The sequence below is a fragment of the Mesorhizobium sp. P171375 genome (assembly GCF_057786075.1).
Genome location: NZ_JBYNWF010000001.1, coordinates 5262914 through 5285810, shown reverse-complemented (window position 1 = coordinate 5285810; position 22897 = coordinate 5262914). Strand labels below are relative to the sequence as shown.

General features: G+C 62.9%; 16 protein-coding genes. 6 read left to right on the top strand and 10 right to left on the bottom strand.

Annotation, left to right across the window (positions count from 1 at the left end; genetic code table 11):
• The first annotated feature begins 2 nt into the window (after positions 1–2).
• A complete protein-coding gene (locus ACYHH6_RS25730; protein WP_352584274.1) occupies positions 3–2282 on the top strand; it encodes a xanthine dehydrogenase family protein molybdopterin-binding subunit in 2280 nt (759 codons plus the stop codon).
• A gap of 45 nt (positions 2283–2327) precedes the next feature.
• Here ACYHH6_RS25730 and ACYHH6_RS25725 read toward each other — a convergent pair whose 3' ends face one another.
• Positions 2328–4037: an HAD family hydrolase gene (locus ACYHH6_RS25725; RefSeq protein ID WP_352584275.1), complete on the bottom strand. Its 1710-nt coding sequence runs from the start codon at positions 4035–4037 to the stop codon at positions 2328–2330.
• A 314-nt stretch (positions 4038–4351) separates the two neighbouring features.
• On the opposite strand from ACYHH6_RS25725, the gene ACYHH6_RS25720 reads away from it, so the two are divergent.
• From ACYHH6_RS25720 to ACYHH6_RS25710, 3 genes are all read left to right on the top strand, one after another.
• Complete coding sequence (locus ACYHH6_RS25720) at positions 4352–4858, top strand: YciE/YciF ferroxidase family protein (RefSeq protein ID WP_352584277.1); 507 nt, start codon at positions 4352–4354, stop codon at positions 4856–4858.
• A gap of 1111 nt (positions 4859–5969) precedes the next feature.
• Positions 5970–6902: a TauD/TfdA dioxygenase family protein gene (locus ACYHH6_RS25715; RefSeq protein WP_352584279.1), complete on the top strand. Its 933-nt coding sequence runs from the start codon at positions 5970–5972 to the stop codon at positions 6900–6902.
• Positions 6903–7129: 227 nt separating this feature from the next.
• Entirely contained in the window at positions 7130–9568 is a 2439-nt protein-coding gene (locus ACYHH6_RS25710) for a GcvT family protein (protein WP_352584281.1), read from the top strand.
• A 147-nt stretch (positions 9569–9715) separates the two neighbouring features.
• Here ACYHH6_RS25710 and ACYHH6_RS25705 read toward each other — a convergent pair whose 3' ends face one another.
• From ACYHH6_RS25705 to ACYHH6_RS25675, 7 genes are all read right to left on the bottom strand, one after another.
• On the bottom strand, positions 9716–12391 hold the full coding sequence (locus tag ACYHH6_RS25705; RefSeq protein WP_352584283.1) for a phosphoenolpyruvate carboxylase: 2676 nt from the start codon (positions 12389–12391) through the stop codon (positions 9716–9718).
• Positions 12392–12428: 37 nt separating this feature from the next.
• The gene (locus tag ACYHH6_RS25700; protein WP_352584285.1) at positions 12429–13397 is read right to left on the bottom strand and encodes a 2-hydroxyacid dehydrogenase; all 969 of its coding nucleotides are present in this window, start codon (positions 13395–13397) and stop codon (positions 12429–12431) included.
• Between the two features lie 87 nt (positions 13398–13484).
• Positions 13485–14384, bottom strand: a complete 900-nt coding sequence (gene sucD / locus ACYHH6_RS25695; protein WP_352584287.1) for a succinate--CoA ligase subunit alpha — start codon at positions 14382–14384, stop codon at positions 13485–13487.
• 14 nt (positions 14385–14398) lie between these two features.
• Positions 14399–15583 (bottom strand): malate--CoA ligase subunit beta, encoded by a 1185-nt coding sequence (locus ACYHH6_RS25690; RefSeq protein ID WP_352560151.1) that lies wholly within the window; start codon positions 15581–15583, stop codon positions 14399–14401.
• A gap of 76 nt (positions 15584–15659) precedes the next feature.
• A complete protein-coding gene (locus ACYHH6_RS25685; RefSeq protein ID WP_112565161.1) occupies positions 15660–16625 on the bottom strand; it encodes an HpcH/HpaI aldolase/citrate lyase family protein in 966 nt (321 codons plus the stop codon).
• A gap of 10 nt (positions 16626–16635) precedes the next feature.
• Positions 16636–17826, bottom strand: coding sequence for an aminotransferase class V-fold PLP-dependent enzyme (locus ACYHH6_RS25680; protein ID WP_352584289.1), 1191 nt, complete (start codon positions 17824–17826; stop codon positions 16636–16638).
• 146 nt (positions 17827–17972) lie between these two features.
• The gene (locus ACYHH6_RS25675; RefSeq protein ID WP_488500482.1) at positions 17973–18593 is read right to left on the bottom strand and encodes a LuxR C-terminal-related transcriptional regulator; all 621 of its coding nucleotides are present in this window, start codon (positions 18591–18593) and stop codon (positions 17973–17975) included.
• 441 nt (positions 18594–19034) lie between these two features.
• On the opposite strand from ACYHH6_RS25675, the gene mgtE reads away from it, so the two are divergent.
• Together mgtE and ACYHH6_RS25665 are read left to right on the top strand one after the other, a co-directional pair.
• Positions 19035–20453, top strand: a complete 1419-nt coding sequence (gene mgtE / locus ACYHH6_RS25670) for a magnesium transporter (RefSeq protein ID WP_352584293.1) — start codon at positions 19035–19037, stop codon at positions 20451–20453.
• Positions 20454–20611: 158 nt separating this feature from the next.
• Positions 20612–20998: a MerR family transcriptional regulator gene (locus ACYHH6_RS25665; protein WP_112565167.1), complete on the top strand. Its 387-nt coding sequence runs from the start codon at positions 20612–20614 to the stop codon at positions 20996–20998.
• Positions 20999–21283: 285 nt separating this feature from the next.
• Here ACYHH6_RS25665 and ACYHH6_RS25660 read toward each other — a convergent pair whose 3' ends face one another.
• Positions 21284–21778, bottom strand: coding sequence for a methyltransferase family protein (locus tag ACYHH6_RS25660; protein WP_192257611.1), 495 nt, complete (start codon positions 21776–21778; stop codon positions 21284–21286).
• Entirely contained in the window at positions 21775–22776 is a 1002-nt protein-coding gene (locus ACYHH6_RS25655) for an acetyltransferase domain-containing protein (RefSeq protein WP_352584295.1), read from the bottom strand. Before ACYHH6_RS25655 ends, ACYHH6_RS25660 begins: the two co-directional genes overlap by 4 nt.
• Between the last annotated feature and the right edge of the window lie 121 nt (positions 22777–22897).

Here is a 22897-nt window from a genome sequence, read left to right as displayed (position 1 = left end):
CCATGAACCAAGCCGCGCCAGTTCCAAAGGAAAATCAAGGCGAACCGGTTGTCCGCATCGACGCCAGATTGAAAGTTACAGGACAGGCCAGCTATCCGGCCGACATCGCAACAGCCAACGTCGCTTATGGTGCTCTTGCCACCAGCAGCATCGCTCGGGGCAAGGTTTCCAAACTCCATACGGATGACGCCAGAGCCGTGCCCGGGGTGCTGGACATCTTGATCTACGGCGACATGGACAAGACCGATACGCCGAAATTTGGCAACACCGGTGCAAGCTCCGTCGCACCCCTGCACGACAAGACAATTTTCCACGACGGCCAGATCGTCGCACTGGTCGTTGCCGAGACATTCGAGGCGGCGGAAGAAGCGGCGATGCTGATTCGCGCCGACTACGAGCACGAAACGCCCAGCGCCAGCTTCGATTCCAAAGGCGTGAAGGCGGAGCCGGCGGCCGGCAAGAGCCCGATGTTGAAGGAAGATGTCAAAGCCGGCGATTTCGACACCGCCTATGCATCCGCTGCAGTGAAGATCGATCAGAAATACTCGACGCCGACCCAGCATCACAATCCGATCGAATTGTTTTCGACCACGGCGATATGGCAAGGCGATCAACTTACCGTGCATGAGCCAAGCCAGAACGTCACCGGGTGGAAAATCGAACTCGCCCGGCAGTTGAAGATCGATCCTGCCAATGTGCGGATTGTCAGCCCCTATGTCGGCGGCGCCTTCGGCTCCAAGGGACCTATGACCGCTCGCACGGCAATTGTCGCCGTTGCCGCGCGTCGTGTTGGACGGCCGGTGCGCTGCGTCGTCAGCCGCATGCAGGCTTTCAACACCCAGACGTATCGCGCCGAGACGCGACATCGAATCCGCATAGGCGCCGGCAAGGACGGCCGCATCACGGCGTTCGGACATGAGGGCTGGGAGGTCACATCACGCCCTGACCCTTATGTCGTCGGTGGCACGTCAGCGACGAGCCGCATGTACAACTATGGTTCGGTGCTCACTCACGTCTCGATCGTCCATGCCGATCGCAACACGCCGGGCTACATGCGCTCGCCGCCCGAGACGCCCTATGTCTACGCGCTCGAAAACGCCATGGACGAAATGGCCGTGGCGCTCGGGATGGATCCGGTCGAGTTCCGGCGTGTCAACGAGCCTGAAAAAGAGCCTATCGGCGGCAAGCGATTCTCCAGCCGGTCACTGGTCAAATGCTACGACCAGGCTGCGCAAGCGTTCGGTTGGTCGAAGCGCGATGCGGCGGTTGGGTCGATGCGCGATGGCGACTGGCTGGTCGGCATGGGTTGCGCGACGGCCATCTATCCAACGGCTAGCGCGCCATGCGCGGCCCGTGTCCGCCTGACCGCCGATGGCCAGGTTCGCGTTCAGTGCGGCTCGCATGAGATTGGCACCGGTGTGCGCACCGTGGCAGGGCAGATGGCGGCCGAACGTCTGGGAATAGGGATGGACAAGGTCAGCGTCGAGATGGGCGACAGCGCCCTGCCGCCGGCACCGGTCTCGGGCGGCTCGATTTCGACGGCGAGCGTTTGCTCGGCGGTTCTGAAGTCCTGTGACGCGGTGCGCGAGAAGCTGTTTGCAGCAGCGGCGGGCAAGGATGGTCCTCTTGCCGGTTCGGGCAATGCGAAGCTGGAAATGACGAACGAAAAAATCGTCACCGAAACCGGCAAATCGGCAAAGCTTGCCGATGTCTTCAAGGCGATGCAGATCGGCGCCATCGAAGAATATGCGGAGTTCACGCCGAAAGGTTCGTCGCCGGAAGCCCTCAAGAAACTTTACGCCGGACAGCCGGAATTCCATGGTGGAGAGAACGACGAGGATTCGGTGAAATATGCCTTTGGCGCCGAGTTCGTCGAAGTCCGCATCAACAGTTACACACGCGAAATCCGGGTCCCGCGCATCGTCGGCGCCTTTGCTGCGGGGCGCATCATGAACACCCGCACCGCGCGCAGCCAGCTGATGGGCGGCATGATCTGGGGTATTGGCCAAGCCCTTCACGAGGCGACGGAAATCGACCGGCGCTACGCCCGCTATGTCAATCGTGACCTGCAGGATTATCTGGTGCCGGTCAACGCGGACATCAAAGAGGTCGAGGTCATCCTAGTCCCAGAGGTCGATCTGGACGTCAATCCAGCCGGTGTCAAAGGATTGGGGGAACTTGGCAATGTCGGGACGGCGGCCGCCGTCGCGAGCGCCGTGTATCATGCCACTGGCAAGCGCATTCGCGATCTGCCGATCAGAATAGACGATTTGATAGCCTGACGATCGGGGGTGCAGCGCTTGCGCAAGCCGACATCGCGCTCCACCTCATTCCGGCGCCGTGGCGGGTGCCGTATATCGCCGCCGAACCGCGTCGATTACGCGCTTGCGGCTCTCCTCGGCTGAAAGCTTTTTATCCTTTTCCGCCTCGGCGGTTTCGCGCGCGAGATCCTTGTCGCGGATCTGATGGCGAAACCATTCGGAATAGTCGCCGGCGCGCAGATGGAACTCCCAGGTCTTGTCGTCGATACCTTCCGCGATCTGGGCGAAAATCATCAGATTGTGCGCCCTGAGGTTCATCGCATTGTCGGGACCTCGGAAATAGAAGCTGCCGGCCTCATCGAGTTGGCCCTCGGCATATTTGCGGCTGTGCCGTTTAAGCGACTGGCGCGGCTCGATCACCTTGACGGTTTTCAATTTCTTGCCTGCCTGCGGCCGCCAGAACAGCACCCGCGCGCCCTTCGGCGCGGGCATATCCTTGGGCGGCTCAATGCTGGTTTGACGGCAGAAGGCCTTCACGACATCCTTCGCCTTGGGGCCAAGGGCAATAATGGCCGTCACCAGCCGCAACGCGTCCGTCGAGATCGCCTCAGGGTGAACGGTGATCAGAATGGTGCCCGGCAATTCCAGTGACAGGATTGCGCGCGTATCGTCGCGCCGCTTGGGAAGAAGGTGGTGGGCTTCATCGATGATCAGCCAATGCGGTCTTGCCGTGCGGCGGCGGAAACTGCCGAGGCCCGGCAGCAGGTCGGCGAAGAAATCCGGCCGCTCGTGGACACGCAGCGCCAGTCCATTGATGACGACATTGCCGTCGGCCTTCTCGATCAGGTCAAGCACTTGCGCCTTCGTCGGTGCGCTGGAACCATCACCCAGCCGAACGGCGCCTTCGAGACCATCATAGTCGCCTTCAGGGTCGAAGACACAGAACTGAAACTGGCCTTCGACAAAGCGTTCCGTCAGCGCGGTGGCCAAGGTGGACTTGCCGATGCCCGAACTGCCGGCGATCAGCACCGTGTCGGTCGGCGATAGATAGATGTCATCGCCGCCGGCTGACCCCAGAACGACGCCGTCATGGCGCCTCGACACAATTCCATGATCGCGCTTGACCAATCTGTCGATCAATTGCTCGACACCTTTTCCGCGTGCGCCGCGCATGACCAGATCGGCGGTATCCTTGACGGCGGGAATTGCATTGTCCACGGCGACGCTGCAGCCGCAAACCTTGAGGAAGGCGTGGTCGTTCTCGGCGTCGCCGACACCGACGACATTGTGTGGCGACAGCCGAAGGTCCTGAAGTGCGGCAGTCAGTCCGGTGGCTTTGTTGATGCCGCTCGGCAGGATCATCACCGCGCCCTTGTTGAAGATGATTTCCAGCTCCAGCCCCAGTTTCTTGATGACTTCGAGCACGGTGGCCTGATGGGGCTCCCAGGTGGCGACAATCGACCGTCCAACCGACAACGGCTTGACGCGCTGTTTCTTCAGTCTGGCGACGAATTTTGGCTCAGGCGGTGGGGCAATCACCCGTTCTTCCTCACTCGCCGGCGTGTAGATCAGCGCTCCATTCTCGGCGACGACCTTGTCGAAGAGGCTAACCTTGGGAAAGACGCGCTTCAAATCGGGCAGTTCGCGACCGGTGACGAGAACCAGCTTGCGGCCACTTTTCTTGAACCGCTCAAGGGCGGCGAGCGTCTTCCTGGCGACGAACCCATCATGAGCCAGCGTGCCGTCATAGTCCGTCGCCAACGCAATGAAATACATTCTGCCGACCTTTCCTCGGTGACCAGTTCCCTTTGTGTCTGGGGCAGAACGTGTGATCGAGGCAAAGGCTCCCGATTGAGGTCTTCCGTTTGCCCGGTGGTTCGCATTGTTCGAGACATTGGGGACGGTGTCGCGGCGCAAGTGTGCAGGCTGGGGCCACCGATTTATCGCATCAGCATGCCGCCGTTGGAAAATTAGGAACCCCTCCGGCATCGGCACGTTGACCAAGCAAGCCGGGATCCAGTCCCGGCTCAAGCTGGTGACGGCCAATCCGCCCCCAAAATTCATCTTCAAGCACTATGAAAGGTAAGGCCATGGGTTTCTTTTCGAAGGACATCAAGACACTCGACGATCTCTTCGTGCACACGCTGCGCGACATCTACTATGCCGAAAAGCAGATCGAGAAAGCGCTGCCGAAGATGATCGACAAAGCAACCGACCCGCAACTGAAAGCCGGATTCGAGAAACACCTCGACCAGACCAAGGGCCATATCGAGCGCGTCGAGCAGGTGTTCGAGCTCCATGGCGTCAAGGCCAAGGAGGTGAACTGCCCGGCGATCGACGGCATTCTGGAGGAAGCAGACGACGTGAGCGGCGACGTCGACGACAAAGAGGTTCTCGACGCGGCGCTGATAGCCTCGGCACAGGCCGTCGAGCACTACGAGATGACCCGCTATGGCACGCTCATCGCCTGGGCCAAGCAGCTTGGCCGCACTGACTGCGCCAACGTGCTGGCCAAGAACCTGAAGGAAGAACAGGCGACCGATCGAAAGCTCACCGAAATGGCGGAAAGCAAGATCAACCTGCAGGCAGCCGAATAAGGCTACTCGGTTCGGCTGGCCGGCGCATTGGCCAGCCGGCCGAGCCGAACATCTCCGCAGCGGCATGATGCGCGGCGCAGCGTGTCGATCTCGGCATCGATCTCGGCGTCTCGCGCGCCACGGTCAGGTCTTGACTGCGATTGCGGTTGATGGATGGGACGGGGCTTTTCTCGAAGCCCTGGGATTCGTAGAAAGCCACGGACGCCTTCAGTTAGCGAGTGGTGCCTCTCGAAGACGGTTGACCGCCCGCAGACCGACATAGCATCTCAACTTTTTATCGCCAGCGCGGTCCTTAGGTTCGCCAGCCCAGACGACCGGGCCTACCATTTCGCTAGAGTGCCAAAGACAAGATGCGGCATAGTTTTCTCAAATCGCCACGATCAGCGAAATCGGTATCGGTGGTTGCGCGTCCGCGCAACCACCGACACTTGCAACACCTCAGGGGGCGATCTGAGAGGGTCGCGCCCCCCAGCTCGAAACGAGTCCGCCCTCAGGGAGGCCGCGCGGCGAGCGACATTGTACGTGGAATGCACTACAAATTGCACTACATACTGATCAAATACACTGCCATATATTGTTGATTTTATTGTATAAAATAGGATGATTGATGCATCTCGACCGCACCAAACATCCCGATCCATCGCGATCGGAATCGCCTAAATCCAAGTATGATCAGGTTGCGACGTCCTGCTGCTGGCGGCAGTCGTCGGTCGCTGTTGCGCGCCCTTTTGGGCTCGGCAGTGCGATAGGCGAGCACAGCGAAGCCTTGCCCGCAGCCCTCCCCAGCAACGTTCGCAAGATTAGCATCTGTCGTTGCCAACATGCTCCTCGCCGTCGACATCCCGGAGAACGAGCTCGGGCAGAAGTCATTTTTCCCCGCGTTGCCGAACTTTGAAACACTTTTTCTATGGAATTTGTAGAATTACGTTTTGAATGGGATCTCGGTAGTGCTCGCTAAGTCCTGGCGGCCTTCGCCTCCTGAGTTGCGATCAGCGCTTTCGTAAGCAAGCAAGACAGCTCCCTGTGAAGGGGGTGTTCCGCCGATCGCTGTGCGGCCAGTGACGGCGGAGCATTGCCAGCAGCCCGCGGTTCCAGAGGATAGAGGTTTTTCATGCCCAAACTTGCCCCAGTAGAGCAGATCATCCCGGAAGCCGACGTAGTCCCGCTTACGGGACGTGTCGGCGCAGAGATCCGGAACATACGGCTTTCCGGCGACCTGCCGCAGCAGACGGTAGCAGCGATCAATCAGATCCTGTTGCGGCACAAGGTGGTGTTCTTCCGCGACCAGGCGCATCTCGACGATGTCGAGCAGGAGCGCTTTGCGCATCGTCTCGGCGACCTTGTTCCGCATCCGACCCAGGGTCCCGTCAAGGGGACGGCGTCCATTCTCGAGCTCGATTCAAGCCGTGGCGGAGGTCGCGCCGATCAGTGGCATACCGACGTCACCTTCGTTGACGCCTATCCGAAATTCTCCGTTCTTCGCGGCGTCGTCATACCGCCGGCCGGCGGCGACACCATTTGGTCGAACACGGCCGCAGCCTACCAGGACCTGCCCGAGCCGTTGAAGCTGCTCGCGGACAATCTCTGGGCGGTTCACAGCAATGTCTACGACTATGCGGCGGTGAGGCCGCGTGCGAGCGCCGCGGAAAGGAAACACTTCGAGGAGGTCTTCACCTCGACGGTCTACGAGACCGAGCATCCCGTTGTCCGCGTCCATCCCGAAACAGGCGAACGCACGTTGCTGCTCGGCAATTTCGTGCAAAGGCTGGTCGGTCTTTCCAAAAGCGATTCAGCGCGGCTCTATGAGGTGTTCCAGTCCTATGTCACCGCGCCGGAGAACACCGTCCGGTGGCGCTGGAAAGCCGGCGATGTGGCGATCTGGGATAACCGGGCCACCCAGCACTACGCAGTCAACGACTATGGCGATCAACACCGGGTCGTGCGTCGCGCCACGGTCGACGGCGACGTTCCGGTCAGCGTCGACGGCCGCCGCAGCGCCACCCCCACCAAGGTTGCGAAGCCCGCGACCGACAAGGCTGCCTGAGGTCTGGGCTGCCTAAAGCCTGGGCTGCTTGACGTCTGGGCCGCCTGAGGCGCGGTTGAACTCGAGGGCCGCCGTTCAGGCGGCCTTCTTCATCCGCGACAGCGTATCGGCCACCACCCACCGAAGGAAGGATACCAACCGCCACGCTGGCGTCGCAAATGGCGTGACCGACGGTGTCGCGCTTACCTATAGTGCCCATGACAATTTCATCCAGGGGCATCGCGCGTATGTTGGGTAATTTTCGTGCGGTGGTCGTCGGTGGCGGCTGTGTCGGCGCAGGTATTCTTTACGGCTTGGCGAAGCGCGGCTGGAGCGATGTCGCGTTGCTCGAGCGGACGCAGCTCACTGCCGGGTCGACATGGCATGCGGCGGGGTTGATACCCTCCTACGCCCGCAGTCTCAACGTCGGCCGGATGATCGCCAAATCCATTGAGATCTATGAGGGTCTCGAAGCCGAAACCGGCCAGAAGGTCGGCTGGCACAAATGCGGCCAGCTGCGCATCGCCAACACGCGCGACCGGCTCGACGAATACCGCAGCTATATCGATGTCGCCGAAGTCCAGGGCGTAAGGGCGCGGATCGTATCGCCCGCCGAGGCGCGAGAAATCTGGCCGCTGCTCAACAATAGCGGCATGCTGGGCGCGCTCTATCATCCTGATGACGGTCACATCGCGCCCGCTGACGTAACCCAGGCCATGGCCAAGGGTGCACGCGACCTCCGCGCGAAGATCCATCTCGGCACCGAAGTGACGGGGTTCGAGCGGATGCCGGGCGGCGAGTGGAAGGTCAGAACCTCCCGCGGCGACATGATCTGCGAACACGTAATCCTCGCCACCGGCAATTATGCACGCCAGACCGGCGCCATGCTGGGCCTCGACATTCCGGCAATTCCGATCGTGCATCAGTACTGGATCACCGACGCGGTGCCCGAAGTGGTGGAGCGCAAGCGGCAGGGCCTTCCGGAAATGCCGATCCTGAGGGACGAGGGTTACGAGGGCTACCTGCGTGAAGAAGGGGACGGGTTGCTGTTCGGCCCCTACGAGCGCACCGAACAGCTCAAGCTGTTCGCCGAGAACGGCGTGCCGGAGTGGTTCGGCGCCGACCTGCTCGATGAGGATTTCGACGCCGTGTCCTGGAACTGGGAACGGGCGACGGAACTCGTGCCCGCGCTCGGGCGCGCCGGCATCAAGAGAAATGTACGCGGACCGTTCCAGATGACGGCCGATGAGCTGCCGTTGATGGGGCCGGCCTGGGGGCTCCAGAATGTCTGGCTCGCCGAAGGCGTTCCGGGCGGCATCCTGTGGGGCGGAACGATCGGCCATTACCTTTCCGAGCGGATTGTCGAAGGCGGCAACAGCATCGACACGGCGGAACTGGATCCGCGGCGCTTTGGCGACCATGCCAACAAGAACTGGACCCGGGAGAAGGTGCGGGAAGCCTGGGGCACCCATGCAACACAGCACTATCCGGGCCAGGACATGCCGGCGGCACGACCGCAGAAAACAGCTCCGTCCTACGAGCGTCTGAGTCAGCTCGGTGCTGTGTGGGATGTGCTGAACGGCTGGGAAATGCCAAGCTGGTTCGCACCTTCGGGCGTCGAGGCACGCAATTCATACAGCTGGCGCTGGACCGCCAAGGGCACCTATGTCGGCGAGGAGGTCCAGGCTGTCCGGCAAGCCGTCGGCCTGGTCGAAATGACGCCGATGACGAAGTTCGAGGTCGGCGGCCCGGGTGCCGAGCGCTGGCTCGACGGGATCCTCGCCAATCGCTTGCCGCGCCTCGGTCGCATCGCGCTCGCCCACCATCTCACGCCGGCCGGTGGTGTGCAGGCCGAGTATGTCGTGGCGCGGCTACGGAGCGACCTGTTCTACCTCGTCTCGACGCCGCGCGCCGAGCGCTGGAACTACGACGACCTCAACCGGCTGCTGCCGAAGGACGGCAGTGTGTACCTGCGCAATGTCACCAACGATCGCGGCAGCTTCACCATTGTCGGGCCCAAGGCGCGCGACGTTCTGCAGCCGCTGACGGAGGTCGATCTGTCGAACGAGGCTTTTCCCTGGTTCAGCGTGCAGTCGGCGACCGTCGGCCTGGCCAGCGACGTGCGACTGATGCGCGTCAACTATTCGGGCGAACTCGGCTGGGAGCTTTATCATCCGCTCTGCTACCAGCGGCATTTGCTGGACGCGCTTCTGGCATCAGGTGAGGCGCACGGGCTCAGGCTGGTCGGGCTGCAGGCGCTGGAATCGCTGCGTCTCGACAAGTCTTTTCGCGCCATGTACCGCGACATGAACGTCGAACTGTCGGCCTGGGAGAGCGGTCTCGACCGCTTCGTGAGGCTCGACAAGGGCGACTTCATCGGCAGCACCGCCTTGGCTGCGAAGCAGAAGCAGGGCCCGGCCCGCCGGATCGTGACGCTGTCCATCGACACGGACGGAGCGAGCGCCTTTGCCTATGAGGGCGTCTATCGCGACGGCAGCCTTGTCGGCCGCGTCACGTCAGCGGGCTACTCCTACACGTTTGGCCACGACCTAGCGTTGGCGCTGCTGCCGCTGGAGTTCGGCACGCCCGGGACGGTTCTGGAGGTTTCAGTTCTTGGCGAGCGGCGCCCGGCACGGGTGATCGCCGACTCCCCCTATGACCCGGAAGGCGCGCGCGGGCGCATGTGAGGGATCAGTGCGCAGTCGTTCAGGCCGCCTGCCGTCTGAAACTGACGACCGAGGCGCTGGGATCACGCCGCCTTCTCGTCCGGGCCGTGGTCGATCAGCCTCGGACGATGACGCCACGTGACGTCGACAGCTCGGCGAAAACGGAACCTATCCCGTCCACCCAAGGCCAGACGAGATGCAATTGATCGATACGAGCAGGGCGTCGGTCGCCCGCTTTTGATACGCCGCGCCGGATTTTGCCCTGACATCACGCAGCAGATCGACCTGCAGCCGGTGAATGTCGTCCATCTGACGCCGCAGACTGTCGAAACGCCGCTTGAACATCGGGAAGCGCACGGAGAGGTCGCCTCCGGTGAGGTCGCGGATCAGGCGTCGAGTCAGTTCGTATTCCGCCAGGATGCGGGTGTAGATGCGTTGCGACGCATCGCTGTCGGACACCAGGCCGGCATAGAGCCGGGCGACCTCCATGTCGGACTGGTAGAGCGTCTTTTCCGCCTCGTCGACGATCAGGCGGAAGAAGCGCGACTGTTCGAACATGCGCGCCAGAAGGTCTCGCCCGGCATCGCCACGCACCGTGACGAAGGAACTCAGCGCGCTGCCGATGCCATACCAGCCGGTCAGCAGATGGCGGTTCTGGCTCCAGGCGAACACCCATGGAATGGCGCGCAGGTCGGCAATGCCGTTGGCGCCGAAACGGCGCTCCGGCCGTGAGCCCATTTTCAGCAATCCCAGTTCCGCGACCGGGCTCGCCTGGTTGAAATAGTCGAGGAAGCCGGGCTCCGCCATCAGTCTGGCATAGGAAGCCTGCGACATGCCGGCCAGCGCTTCCAGCGCTTCGTCGAACTCGGGTGTCTGCCTGGTTTCGGCGTCGCCCGGCGCTCCGGCACTGTGAGCCAGCACGGCGGCGGCGAGGATTTCGAGCTGGTTGAGGCCGGTGCCGCGATTGGCGAATTTCGACGATACGACCTCGCCCTGTTCCGTCACCCGCATGGCTCCGGCGACAGTACCTGCCGGTTGTGCCGCGATCGCCCGGCCGGTCGGCGCGCCGCCACGGCTGACGGAGCCGCCACGGCCGTGAAAGAAGCTGATCCTGACCTTGTGCTTGCGGCCGACGGCAGCGAGGCGCTTTTGCGCCTTGGCCAGTTCCCAATTGGAGGCGAGGAAACCGCCGTCCTTGTTGGAATCCGAATAGCCGAGCATGATTTCCTGGCGCGCGCCGAAATCCCGCACCGTGCGCCGCACCAGGGCAATGTCGAGCAATGCGTTCAGGATGCCGGGGGCTGCTTGCAGGTCGGCGATGGTCTCGAACAAGGGCACGATCCGCAGCCTGATCGTGCCGTCGCCACCGGGCGCGGTCGAAAGCCCGCAATATTGCGCCAAGAGATAGACCGCGAGCAGATCGTCGGCCGAGCGCGTCATGCTGAGGATGAAACAGCCCACCGCATCGCTATCGGCGCCGGCGATCTGGTTCGCAATGACAGAGAATGTCGCAAGCAGTTCCCTTGCCTCGGGCGACAGCCGGTCCGCGTCGATCTGCAACCCCGCGCTTTGGCCAAGGGCCGCTCGGATGCGCGCCGACCATTGCGGCGTGCCTGGCATGATCGGGTCTTCCAGCGCAAAAAGCTCGGCCAGCACCCGGTTGACGACAGTCGAGTTCTGCCTGATGTCGAGCGAGACCGTACGGAAGCCGAAGCTTGCGACCTGCCAGAGCAGCGGCTGGACGAAACGTCGGGCTACCGCGCGCCCTCCGATCGCTTCGAGGACGAGAGCCAGTCCGCGGAGATCAGCACCAAACGCCTCCGCGGAGGGGTAGGCGGCGGCTCCGCCGTCGCGTGTGGCCACGAGTCTGGCCAACAAGGCCGAAGCGAACTGGCGAAGCGGCTCGTCAGGGTTGCGGGCGGCGATGTCGTGCCCCTGTCCACTTTTGTCGAGTGCCCTTTGCAGAATCGGCGCGAAGCTGGCCGGAAGGTCGACGACGTTCGAACTGGCGCTGAGCACCGTCACCAGCCGCTGCATTTGCGTCAGGTACCAGCCAATGGCGGTGTTTCGGTATTCGGCCAGGGCATGGGCGGTCATGGCGGCGGTCACGTTCGGATTGCCGTCGCGATCGCCGCCGATCCACGAGGCATAGCGCATGAAGGAGGGGATCCTGACCGGCTCTCCGGGATAGTGACGCTGGAAGGCGTCCTGCAGCTTGCCGTAGAGCTGCGGCGTCGCCTCGAAAATGACTTCACGGAAGAAATGCAGGCCCCAGGCGATTTCGCGTTCGACCGTTGGGCGCTCCAGCCTGAGCTCGCCCGTCATCCACAGAAGCTCGATCTCGCTTTCAAGATCGGCGACCAACAGCTCGCGTTCGCGCGGCGCCCAGCGCGGCTGGTCGAGCTCGGTCAGCTTGCGGTAGATGCGGCGGTGGATCTCCAGAACCGTGACGCGTTTGGCCTCCGTTGGGTGTGCGGTCATGGTCGGGCCGACGCAGAGTTCATTGAGCGCGGCCTGCGCGTCCGCTGCCGAGCGCCCGTTCGCCGCCATCTGCGCGATCACGCTGGCGAAGGAGCCCGGCACGTCGTTGACGCCCGCGCCCTGTTCGAGTTCGCGGCGCGTGCGCATGGCCAGCAACTCATCGGCTATCGCCAGCAACTGGAACCATACGCCGCTCGCCTGCAATGCCGGAATGCGCTGTTGCGGGGCAAGCGAGACAAGCGACCTGCGCCCGCTCAGAACGGCGGCGATTTCGGGCTCGCGCGCGCTGGCGACCTTGAGCAGCAGCCGCAACAGCAGGCTGCGCTCGTCCTCGCGAAACTTTATGGGTTTGCTCTGTTCCAAAACGCTTTCCTCCCGGGCCGAGGGCTGCGCCCGGCTTTCAAGCAACCCGGTTGGGGACCGGGCGACCCTCGAAGAAGGCGGTCAGGTTCTCCACCACCTTCATGCCCATCGCCACACGCGTTTCCTCGGTCGCGCTGCCGAGATGCGGCAAGAGCACGACGTTCTCCAACCGCTTCAGCGCCTCCGGAACGGCCGGTTCCTCGGCAAAGACGTCGAGGCCGGCGCCGGCGATCTCACGCCTTTCCAGCGCGCCGATCAGGGCGTCCTGGTCGACGACATCGCCGCGCGCCGTGTTGATCAGGAAGGCGCCTGGTTTCATCAACCGCAGGCTGCGGGCATCGATGAGATGGCGGTTTTCCGCGCCGCCCGGACAGTGCAGCGACACGAAGTCGGATGCGGTGAGCAGCCCTTCGAGCGTCTGCATCTGCACCGCGCCCATGGCGCGCGTTTCCTCATCGTCGACAGCTGAGCGATTGAAGAAAACGATCTTCATGCCGAAGCCGAAATGGGCGCGCCTGGCCGTTGCCTTGCCGATGCGGCCCATGCCGACAATGCCAAGAGTTTTGCCCGACACTTTCGCGCCGGCCATGTGCGTCGGCGACCAGCCGCGCCATTCTCCAGCCCGCAACTGGCGCTCGCCTTCACCGGTCCGGCGCGCGACAGCCAATATCAGGCTCAGCGCCAGATCGGCGGTGCAATCGGTCAGCACGCCCGGCGTGTTGGTCACCACGATGGAGCGGTTGCGGGCGGCCTCGACATCGATATGGCTGAAGCCGACGCCGAAATTGGCGATGATCCGGGTGCGGGCAGCACTGCCGGGGAACACCGCGTCAGGCAAGCGGTCGCTGACCGTCGCCAGGATCGCGTCATAATCGGCGAAGGCGGACGTCATCGCGGCCGGGCTCAATGGCGTATCGCTGGTGTTGAACGTCGTGTCGAAGCGTTCGGCAAGGACCGCTTCGACAGGGGCCGGCCATTTGCGGGTAACAATCAAACGCGGTTTCATCTGACATCCTGCCGATCGCTGGGCTGGCGATCCCTGACGCCAACCCCGATTTCACATTGCTCTGTGCGGGGTTAGCCCGGCCGAGTCTCAAGCTGCCTTCTTCATCCGCGACAGCGTGTCGGCCACCACCTCGCCGAAGGAGGAGGGTGTCGGCACGATGACGACGCCTGCGTCTTTCAGGATCTCCACCTTTTCCTGCGCCGACTCGCCGAAGGCCGAGATGATGGCGCCGGCGTGGCCCATGCGGCGGCCTTTCGGGGCGGAGAGGCCGGCGATATAGGCGATCAGCGGCTTCCTCATATTGTCGCGCGCCCAGATCGCGGCTTCGGCTTCCTGCGGGCCGCCGATCTCGCCGATCATGACAACGGCGTCAGTCTCATCGTCCTGTTCGAACAGCTTCAGCATGTCCTTGAACGAAGAGCCGTTGATCGGATCGCCGCCGATGCCAACGCTGGTCGACACGCCGATTCCGAGCGCCTTCATCTGCGAGGCCGCCTCGTAGCCGAGCGTGCCGGAGCGGCCGACAATGCCGACGCGGCCGGGGAGGTAGATGCTTCCGGGCATGATGCCCATCAGCGCCTGTCCCGGCGTGATGACGCCGGCGCAGTTCGGGCCGATCAGGCGCATGCGGTCTTCGTAGCGGTAGCGCATCATGTAGCGCTTGACCTGCATCATGTCCTGCGACGGGATGCCGTCGGTGATGCAGACGCAGAGTTTTATCCCGGCGTCCGCCGCTTCCATGATCGAATCGGCGGCAAAGGGCGGCGGCACGAAGACGATGCTTGCCTCGGCGCGGGTTTCGCGCACCGCGCCCTTGACCGTGTTGAAGACGGGCAGGCCGAGATGCTTCTGGCCGCCTTTGCCGGGGGTAACGCCGCCGACCAGCTTGGTGCCGTAGCGCTTCATGTCGTCGGCATGAAAACTGCCGATCTTGCCGGTGAACCCTTGCACGATCACGCGGGTGCTGCGGTTGAGCAGAATTGCCATTGTCTCGACCTCCCTCAGGCTGCTTTTTTCTTGGTGGCCGCGCGCCAGGCGGCGACGGCTTTTTCGGCGGCTTCGGCGAGCGTGTCGGCAACGATCACCGCCTCGCCGGAATCGGCCAGGATGCGGCGTCCTTCCTCGGCCTTGGTGCCGGAAAGCCGGACCACCAGCGGCACGTTGACACCGACCTCGCGGATCGCCTTGATGACGCCTTCGGCGACCCAGTCGCAGCGGTTGATGCCGGCAAAGATGTTGACCAGTATGGTCTCGACATTCTTGTCGCCGAGCACGGCGCGGAAGGATTTCGCCACCCGCTCGGGCGAGGCGCCGCCGCCGATGTCGAGGAAGTTGGCCGGCTCGCCGCCGGCGATCTTGATCATGTCCATGGTCGCCATGGCGAGACCGGCGCCATTGATGATGCAGCCTATATTGCCGTCGAGGCCGACATAGGAGAGGCCGCGGTCGCTTGCAAAAGTTTCGCGCGGGTCTTCCTGGCTCTTGTCGCGCAGTTCGGAAATTTCCGGCCGACGGAACAGCGCGTTTTCGTCGAACGACATTTTGGCGTCGAGCGCGATCAGGTTGCCGTCGCGGGTCACCACCAGCGGATTGATCTCAAGCATCGAGGCGTCGTAGTCGCGAAACACCTGGTAGCAACTGAAGATGGTTTCGGTCGCCTTGCCGATCAGATTGTGGTCGAGGCCGAGCCCGAAGGCGATTTCGCGCGCCTGAAAACGCTGCATGCCGACGCCGGGATCGACGGAGGTGCGCAGGATGGAATTGGGCGCCTTCTCGACGATGTCCTCGATCTCCATGCCGCCGGCGGCCGAGGCCACGATCATGACGCGCTCTTCCTTGCGGTCGAGGACGAAGCCGACATAGAGCTCCTGCGCGATGTCGACGGCTTCCTCGAGATAGAGCCTTGAGATCAGCTTGCCGCGCGGGCCGGTCTGCTGGGTCACCAGCTTGCGGCCGAGCATGGCTTCGGCGGCGTTGGAGATCTCCTCGTCATTGGCGCAGAGCTTTATGCCGCCGGCCTTGCCGCGCGCGCCGGAATGCACCTGCGCCTTCAGCACCCATTTGGCGCCGCCGATCTCGCGCGCTCTGTAAGTCGCCTGCTCGGGGCTGTAGGCCAGCCCGCCGCGCGGCACATGCACGCCGTGCCGTGCCAGCAGTTCCTTGGCCTGATATTCGTGGATGTCCATTTTGTCCTCCCGGTATTTCGCTTTGTTTTTCCGCAAGTCCGGACGGAAAACCGCTCACACTTTTCCTGGAATTGCTCTATTGCGCGGCGGCGACGTGCGCCTGGCCGGCGCGTTCGATGGCCTCGTTGACCACCAATACGTTCCTGGCCATGCGCTCCGATGCGGCGTCGATCATCTTGCCGTCGAGTGCCGCCGCTCCCTTGCCCTGCGCCTCGGCCTCCTTCAGCACTTCGAGGATGCGACGGGCGCGGGTGACCTCTTTTTCCGGTGGCGAGAAAACGTCGTTGGCGAGCGCGATCTGCGAGGGATGGATCGCCCATTTGCCTTCGATGCCGAGGGCCGCCGCGCGCCTGGCGCCGGCGATGTAGCCTTCCGGATCGGAGAAGTCGCCGAACGGCCCGTCAATGGCGCGCAAGCCGTAGGCGCGGCAGGCGACGGTCATGCGCGACAAAGCGAAGTGCCACTGGTCGCCGGGATAGTCGGGGTTCAGCCCGCCAATGTTGACGGTGCGCGCCTTGCAGCTTGCCGCATAGTCGGCGACGCCGAAATGCATGGCTTCCAGCCGGCCGGGGGTCGCGGCAATCGCCTCGACATTGGCCATGCCGAGCGCTGTCTCGATCAGCGCTTCGAGGCCGACGCGGGTCTTGAACCCCTTGGCCATCTCGATCTGGTTGACCATGGCCTCGACCATATAGAGATCGGCCGGCACGCCGACCTTCGGCACCAAAATCGTGTCCAGCCGGTCGCCGGCCTGTTCCATGACGTCGACCACGTCGCGGTACATGTAATGGGTGTCGAGGCCGTTGATGCGTACCGAGACGGTCTTGCCCTTGGCGCGCCAGTCAATGTCGTTCAGCGCCTGGATGATGTTCTTGCGGGCGCGTTCCTTGTCGGGCGGGGCGACCGCGTCCTCGATGTCGAGGAAGATGAAGTCGGCCGCGCTGTTGGCCGCCTTGTCGATCATCTCCGGGCTGGAGCCGGGAACGGCGAGTTCGCTGCGCTGCAGCCGCAGCTTCTTCAGATGGTTGATGGTGTGGCTCATCGTCGGTTCCTCACGCCGCTTCGGCGACCGGCACGGCGGCCGAGGCACGGAAATGCTGGATGGCGGCGCCGACGCCGGAGCCGGGCGCCAGCCTCACGCCGCAGTCGAGCAGCGTGAGTTCAGCCGCGGACAGCGAGGCCAGCACCATCACCTCGTTCAGCCAGCCGAGATGGCCTATGCGGAACACCTTGCCGGCCACCTTGTTGAGGCCGCCGCCGAGCGACGTCTGATAGGCCCCGTATGCGCGTTTGACGACATTGGCGCTGTCGATGCCTTCCGGCACCAGAATGGCGCTGACCGTATCGGAGTGCCATTTCGGCGCCTTGGCGCAGAGCTTCAGGCCCCAGGCGTCGACGGCCTTGCGCACGCCTTCAGCGAGGCGGTGGTGACGGGCGAAGATGTTCTCCAGCCCTTCCTCGGCGATCAGGTCGAGCGAGGCGCGCAGGCCGCGCAACAACTGTGTAGCCGGCGTATAAGGGAAATAGCCCGTGTCGTTGACGCGGATCATGTCCTCGAAGGAGAAGAAGCAACGCCGGTGCGTGGCAGTCTTCGAAGCTGCCAGCGCCTTCTGGCTGACGGAGAGGAAGCCGAGGCCGGCGGGCAGCATGAAGCCTTTCTGCGAGCCGCTGACGGCGCAGTCGACGCCCCATTCCTCCTGGCGGAAGTCGATCGAGCCGATCGACGACACGCCGTCGACGAACAGCAGAGCAGGGTGTTTGGCGTCGTCGAGCGCGGCGCGGCAGCCGGCGACGTCGCTGGTCACGCCGGTCGCCGTCTCGTTCTGGGTGCAGAAGACCGCCTTGATGCGGTGCGCCTTGTCGTCCCTAAGCCGCTCGGCATAGAGCTCCAGCGGCACGCCGGTTCCCCATTCGCAGTCGATGACATCGACCTCGAAGCCGAGGCGTTCGGCCATGTCGACCCACAGATGCGAGAACTGGCCGAAGCGCGACATCAGCACGCGGTCGCCGGGGCTGAGCACATTGGTCATCGCCGCTTCCCAGGCGCCGGTGCCGGAGGAGGGGTAGATGAAGACGCGGCCGGTCTCGTTCTTGAAGACCTTCTTGATGTCTTCGAACAGCGGCAGCGTGAGATCAGGGAAGGATGCGGCGCGCATATCCTCCATGGGCAGGTTCATCGCCTGCCGGACCTGTTCGGGAATGTTGGTCGGTCCGGGAATGAAAAGATGGGTGAAACCGGCCATGATGCGAACTCCTCCTGATCCAGCAAAGCGGTGATGGGGAGTTTCGTTTCGACGGTTAAAAGCAACAACACCTTGCCGGGTAACATCTCGCCGCGTGCGGGTGGGGGAAGCCTACCCGGTTGGCCTACCCGCGGCCTGTCGCTTGCCTACCCGAAAGGCTGTTTCTGGGTGCGCTTTTCCCTGGCATAGAGCGCCACGGCCATCGCCCGGTTGCGGACGTCAAGCTTGTCGTAGAGATTCTTGAGGTGGTATTTCACGGTGTTTTCGGAAATCCCCGTCCGCGTCGCGATCTGCAGGTTCGTCCAGCCATCGGACAGCACTGCCAGCAGCTCGCGCTCGCGCACGGTGAGCTGCGCCAAGGGCGTGTCGTTGACCTTGTTGATGTCGATATAGGGGATGCAGATGCGGCCATGCGCGACGGCCAGGATGGTCTCGAAGATGATCGACGGATCATCGAACTGGAAGCAGTAGCCCTGGGCTCCAAGCCGCACGCACTGCTTCAGGATGCCGATGTCATGGTCGTTGGAAAACACCGCGATGCGCACGCCGAGCTTGCGGCTGTGAACTTCGGCCAGCACATCGGCGCCGTCCATGTCGGCGAGCTTCCAGCCGATGACGGCGACGTCGAATTCGCCTTCCGCTGCCAGGTCCAGGAAATGCCTGCCGCTTTGCACGCAGGCGAGGAGATCGAAACGGCCGTCGCAGTCCAGCATTTCGCGCAAGGCCGATATCACGAGCGGATTGCGTTCGGCGACGACCACGCGCACGCGCCGTTCCGCTGATACCTTGGCTTCTGTCTGCGACCTGATCTTCAAGGGCTTCCGGCTGTTCTGGTTGCAATCCGAGCGGTCCGGCAGTTGCCTGGACCTGCATCATGACAATTCTGCCCCAACCGTGCGGGGGTGCTCTTTCCCCAGCGACATGCGCTGTCGCGCTGCCTTAAGCCGCAACGCGTGCTGTTTCGATGGCAACGACAGGGTTCCGGTGTGGCCGGCACCGTCACTTCACGGCAAAAAGGCGCCAACCGCCAAGCGGGCATTTCGCTTGAAATTCCCGTGCGTTAGAGCGACAGCTTGCGTTGTCGAATCGTGTTGCGGCCCTATCTACTTTTGTTTGAGCGCCGGACCCAAAACCGGTTTCCAGTTTTCAAGATCATGGTCTAGACCTGACGGACACCTTTTCCCAAGGGATGATGGCGGGAGGCGCTTGTGGAAAGCCAGGACGAACAAACGAGCGGCGCCAAAGCCGCTGACGACGCCCACGCCGACATCTATGGCGAGGACGGCGCCGTGCTGTCGTCGTTCCTGGCCCAGATCGGTGCTGCCATTGCCGATCGCGACACGCTGACGCTGAAGCGCGAAGTCGACGACCTGCACCAGTCCGAACTCGGCGACCTGCTCGAAGCGCTGCATCCCGAACAGCGCCGCGCTTTGGTCGAGCTGCTCGGGGTCGATTTCGACTTTTCGGCGCTGACCGAGGTCGACGAGGCGATCCGCCGCGATATCGTCGACAATATGCCCAATGAGCAAATTGCCCAGGGCATGCAGGACCTCGATTCCGACGACGCGGTCTACATTCTCGAAGACCTCGAGAAGGAAGACCAGGACGAGATCCTGTCGCAACTGCCGTTCACAGAGCGGATCAGGCTGCGCCGTTCGCTCGACTATCCTGAAGAGACAGCCGGGCGCCGCATGCAGACCGAGTTTGTCGCGGTGCCGCCGTTCTGGACCATCGGCCAGACCATCGACTACATGCGCGAAGACAAGAACCTGCCCGAGCGCTTCAGCCAGATCTTCGTCATCGATCCGAGCTTCAAGCTGCTCGGCGCCATCGACCTCGACCAGATCCTGCGCACCAAGCGCGCGACCAAGGTCGACGAGGTGATGCACGAGACAAGGCATGCCATTCCGGCCACAATGGACCAGGAAGAGGCGGCACGGGAATTCGAGCAATACGATCTTCTCTCCGCCGCCGTCGTCGACGAGAACGAGCGGCTGGTCGGCGTGCTGACCATCGACGACGTCGTCGACGTCATCCAGCAGGAGGCCGAGGAAGATCTGCTGCGCATGGGCGGCGTCGGCGACGAAGAATTGTCCGACAGCATTCTGTCGACTTCGCGCTCGCGCGTTCCCTGGCTGCTGGTCAATTTGTTGACGGCGTTCCTGGCAGCGTCGGTGATCGGCCTGTTCGACCGCACCATCGAGCATATCGTGGCGCTGGCCGTGCTGATGCCGATCGTAGCCGGCATGGGCGGCAATGCGGGGTCGCAGACCATGACCGTCACGGTGCGGGCGCTGGCGACGAAAGACCTCGACATCTACAATGCCAGCCGCATCATCCGCCGCGAGATGGGCGTGGGTTCCATCAACGGCATCATCTTCGCCGTGCTGATCGGCATCGTGGCGGCGGCGTGGTTCCGCGACCCCAATCTGGGCGGCATCATTGCGGCCGCGATGATCATCAACATGTTCGTGGCAGCCCTTGCCGGTATCCTGATCCCGTTGCTGCTCGACCGGTTCAAGATCGATCCGGCGGTGGCGTCAGCGGTGTTCGTCACCACGGTCACCGATGTTGTCGGCTTCTTTGCGTTTCTGGGGCTGGCCACCTGGTGGTTCGCCGTCCCCTGACGAAACAGGGCATGGTGCTGTCAATTGACTTTTACGTAAATGCCGTGCGACGCTGCGTCGGGGCTTCCTGCCGAGTCCGGTATGGAGCGGGTTGATCGGAATTGGGGGAGGTGGCGCGCAGGCGGCCGCTGACTCACGTTCCGGCATTTGGAGCAATGATGCGGGAATATTATACGATCACCGAGCTGACGCGCGAATTCGATGTGTCGACGCGCACACTGCGCTTTTACGAGGATGAGGGGCTGGTGCAACCGGTGCGGCGCGGCCGCACCAGGCTGTTTCGCCCTTCGGACCGGCATCTGATCCGCCAGATCATGCGCGGAAAACGGCTCGGCTTCTCGATCAACGAGATCCGCGAAATCATCCAGATGTACAAGGAGCCGCCCGGCGAGGTCGGTCAACTCAACCTGATGATCAAGCGCATCGAGGAAAAGCGCGAGGATTTGCGCCAGAAGCGGCGCGACCTTGAGGAGACGCTGGCGGAGCTCGACCAGGCGGAGGAGTCTTGTGTCGAGCGGTTGGTGGAACTGGGGGTTAATACCTGAGGGTCGCTGCGCAGGCTATTGGTTCAAACTTCCGAAGGTCGGTGCTGCCCCTCATCCCCCTGCCGGGACCTTCTCCCCGTATAGTGACGGGGAGAAGGGGCTGAACGAGGCGCCGGCGCTTTTCTGCAACGCAGACAATTGGCGAAACCTTCAGCCAAAGGGCCCTTTCTCCCCGTCACTATACGGGGAGAAATGTCCGGCAGGACAATGAGGGGCAGCGCTAACGTTCGCTGAATTATCAATCCGAACTCGAGCGATCGCCTTTGGTCCGCGAGCTGCTCCGTCTCAGATCCAGCGCCTGACTCGCTTGGCGTAGTCGCGGTACTTCTTGCCGAATTTGGCGGCCAGAACTTTTTCCTCTTTTTCGATCGCGACCTTTTGGGTGGCGAAGGCTGCGATCAGGGCCAGCGGCAGGAACCATACGATCCCTGAAACGAAGGCGACGCCGATGAGCATCAGCGTGTTGGCGAGATACATCGGGTTGCGGGTGACGCCGAACGGGCCTGACGTCACCAGATGCTCCGGCACGCCATTGGGATTCATCGTGGTCCTGGCGCGCATCATGGCGCGGATGGCGGTGAACCAGAGCGCGGCGACGGCAAACAGCACCACAAAGCCGGCCGCGAACAGGAGGTCGCCGAGGAGGTCGCCGATCCAGGGCAGGGGATAGAAGAGGCCAAGCACGATGCTGATGGCGATGGCGGCGCAGTAGATCAGCGGCGGCCAGGGAATCAGCCCTGATTTCGATGGCCCAGCTTTTGCCGGCAGCTTGTCGGTCATTGTTGCCCTCCCTGCGTCATCGGGCTCTCCTCCGTCTTGGCGGTGCAGATGCCGGCGAGGTCGCTCAGATGCGCCTTGAACTCCGGTGTCTGGTCGCCATTGTAGAGCCGGTCGAATGCTGCCTCGCTCTGCAGCGTGTCCAGCATGCACACACAATAGCTGGCGCAGAACTCCGTGTCGCGCTGCTGTTCGCAGGATACCTGGCATTCCTTGAGGAAGACCACTTCCCTTGTCTCGACCGGCGCCGGCGAGATTTGCGAGAACAGCCAGACACAGCCGAACAGCAGCGGCTGGTGGATCAGGTAGAACGCCAGGCTGTGGCGGCCGATGAAGGTGAACGGCTTGGCCCAGCTTCCAGGCGTCAGCGTCGCCAGCCGCGCCAGAACGCCGGTGGTGGAGGCTAGTTTTGCCGTGGCGATACCGACAAGCACGGCGCCGAACCAGGGAAACAGCGGCACATAGTCGTTGGAGCGCGGGTTGATTGCCGACAGGCCGACCCACCATAACACCGGATGATCGAAGGCTTCGGATCGGAGATAGAGGGGTGCTGCGATCACCACTGCCGCCACGACCAGCGTCAAAAATGACGGCAGCCGCAGGAACAGAAGGCCAAGCAGGCTGGCCAGCGCTATCTCATGCAGGATGCCGAAGAAGATGAAGCTGCCCGGCGTGACGAAGTATGTGACCGCAGATATGGCGGCGGCCGCCACGGCGACCATGGCAAAGCGTTTCCAGAAACTGTTCCAGCGGATCTGCCTGCCATGGGCGAGAAACAGGCTGACGCCGACCAGGAACAGGAAGGTCGAAGCGATGCAGCGCGCATAGATCTTCCACCAGCCGACGGCGGTAAGGCCGGGATCGGTGTAGTGGAAATTTTCGAGATCCCAGGTGAAGTGGTAGCTGGCCATGGCGATCAACGCGATGCCGCGTAGGACGTCGATGGCGACGATGCGCTTCGGTTGATCCGGAACAGGTGCGATCGGCGTTTGGATGCTCATGGTCTCGTAATCTGATTCAGCCCCTGAAGACGACTATCACGGTTGCACCGGACAAAAGAAGGCCGTGCGCGCTCGCATCGCTCGCGTCGCGGCTGCATGAGGCGGCGCTTTAGGTCAGAGC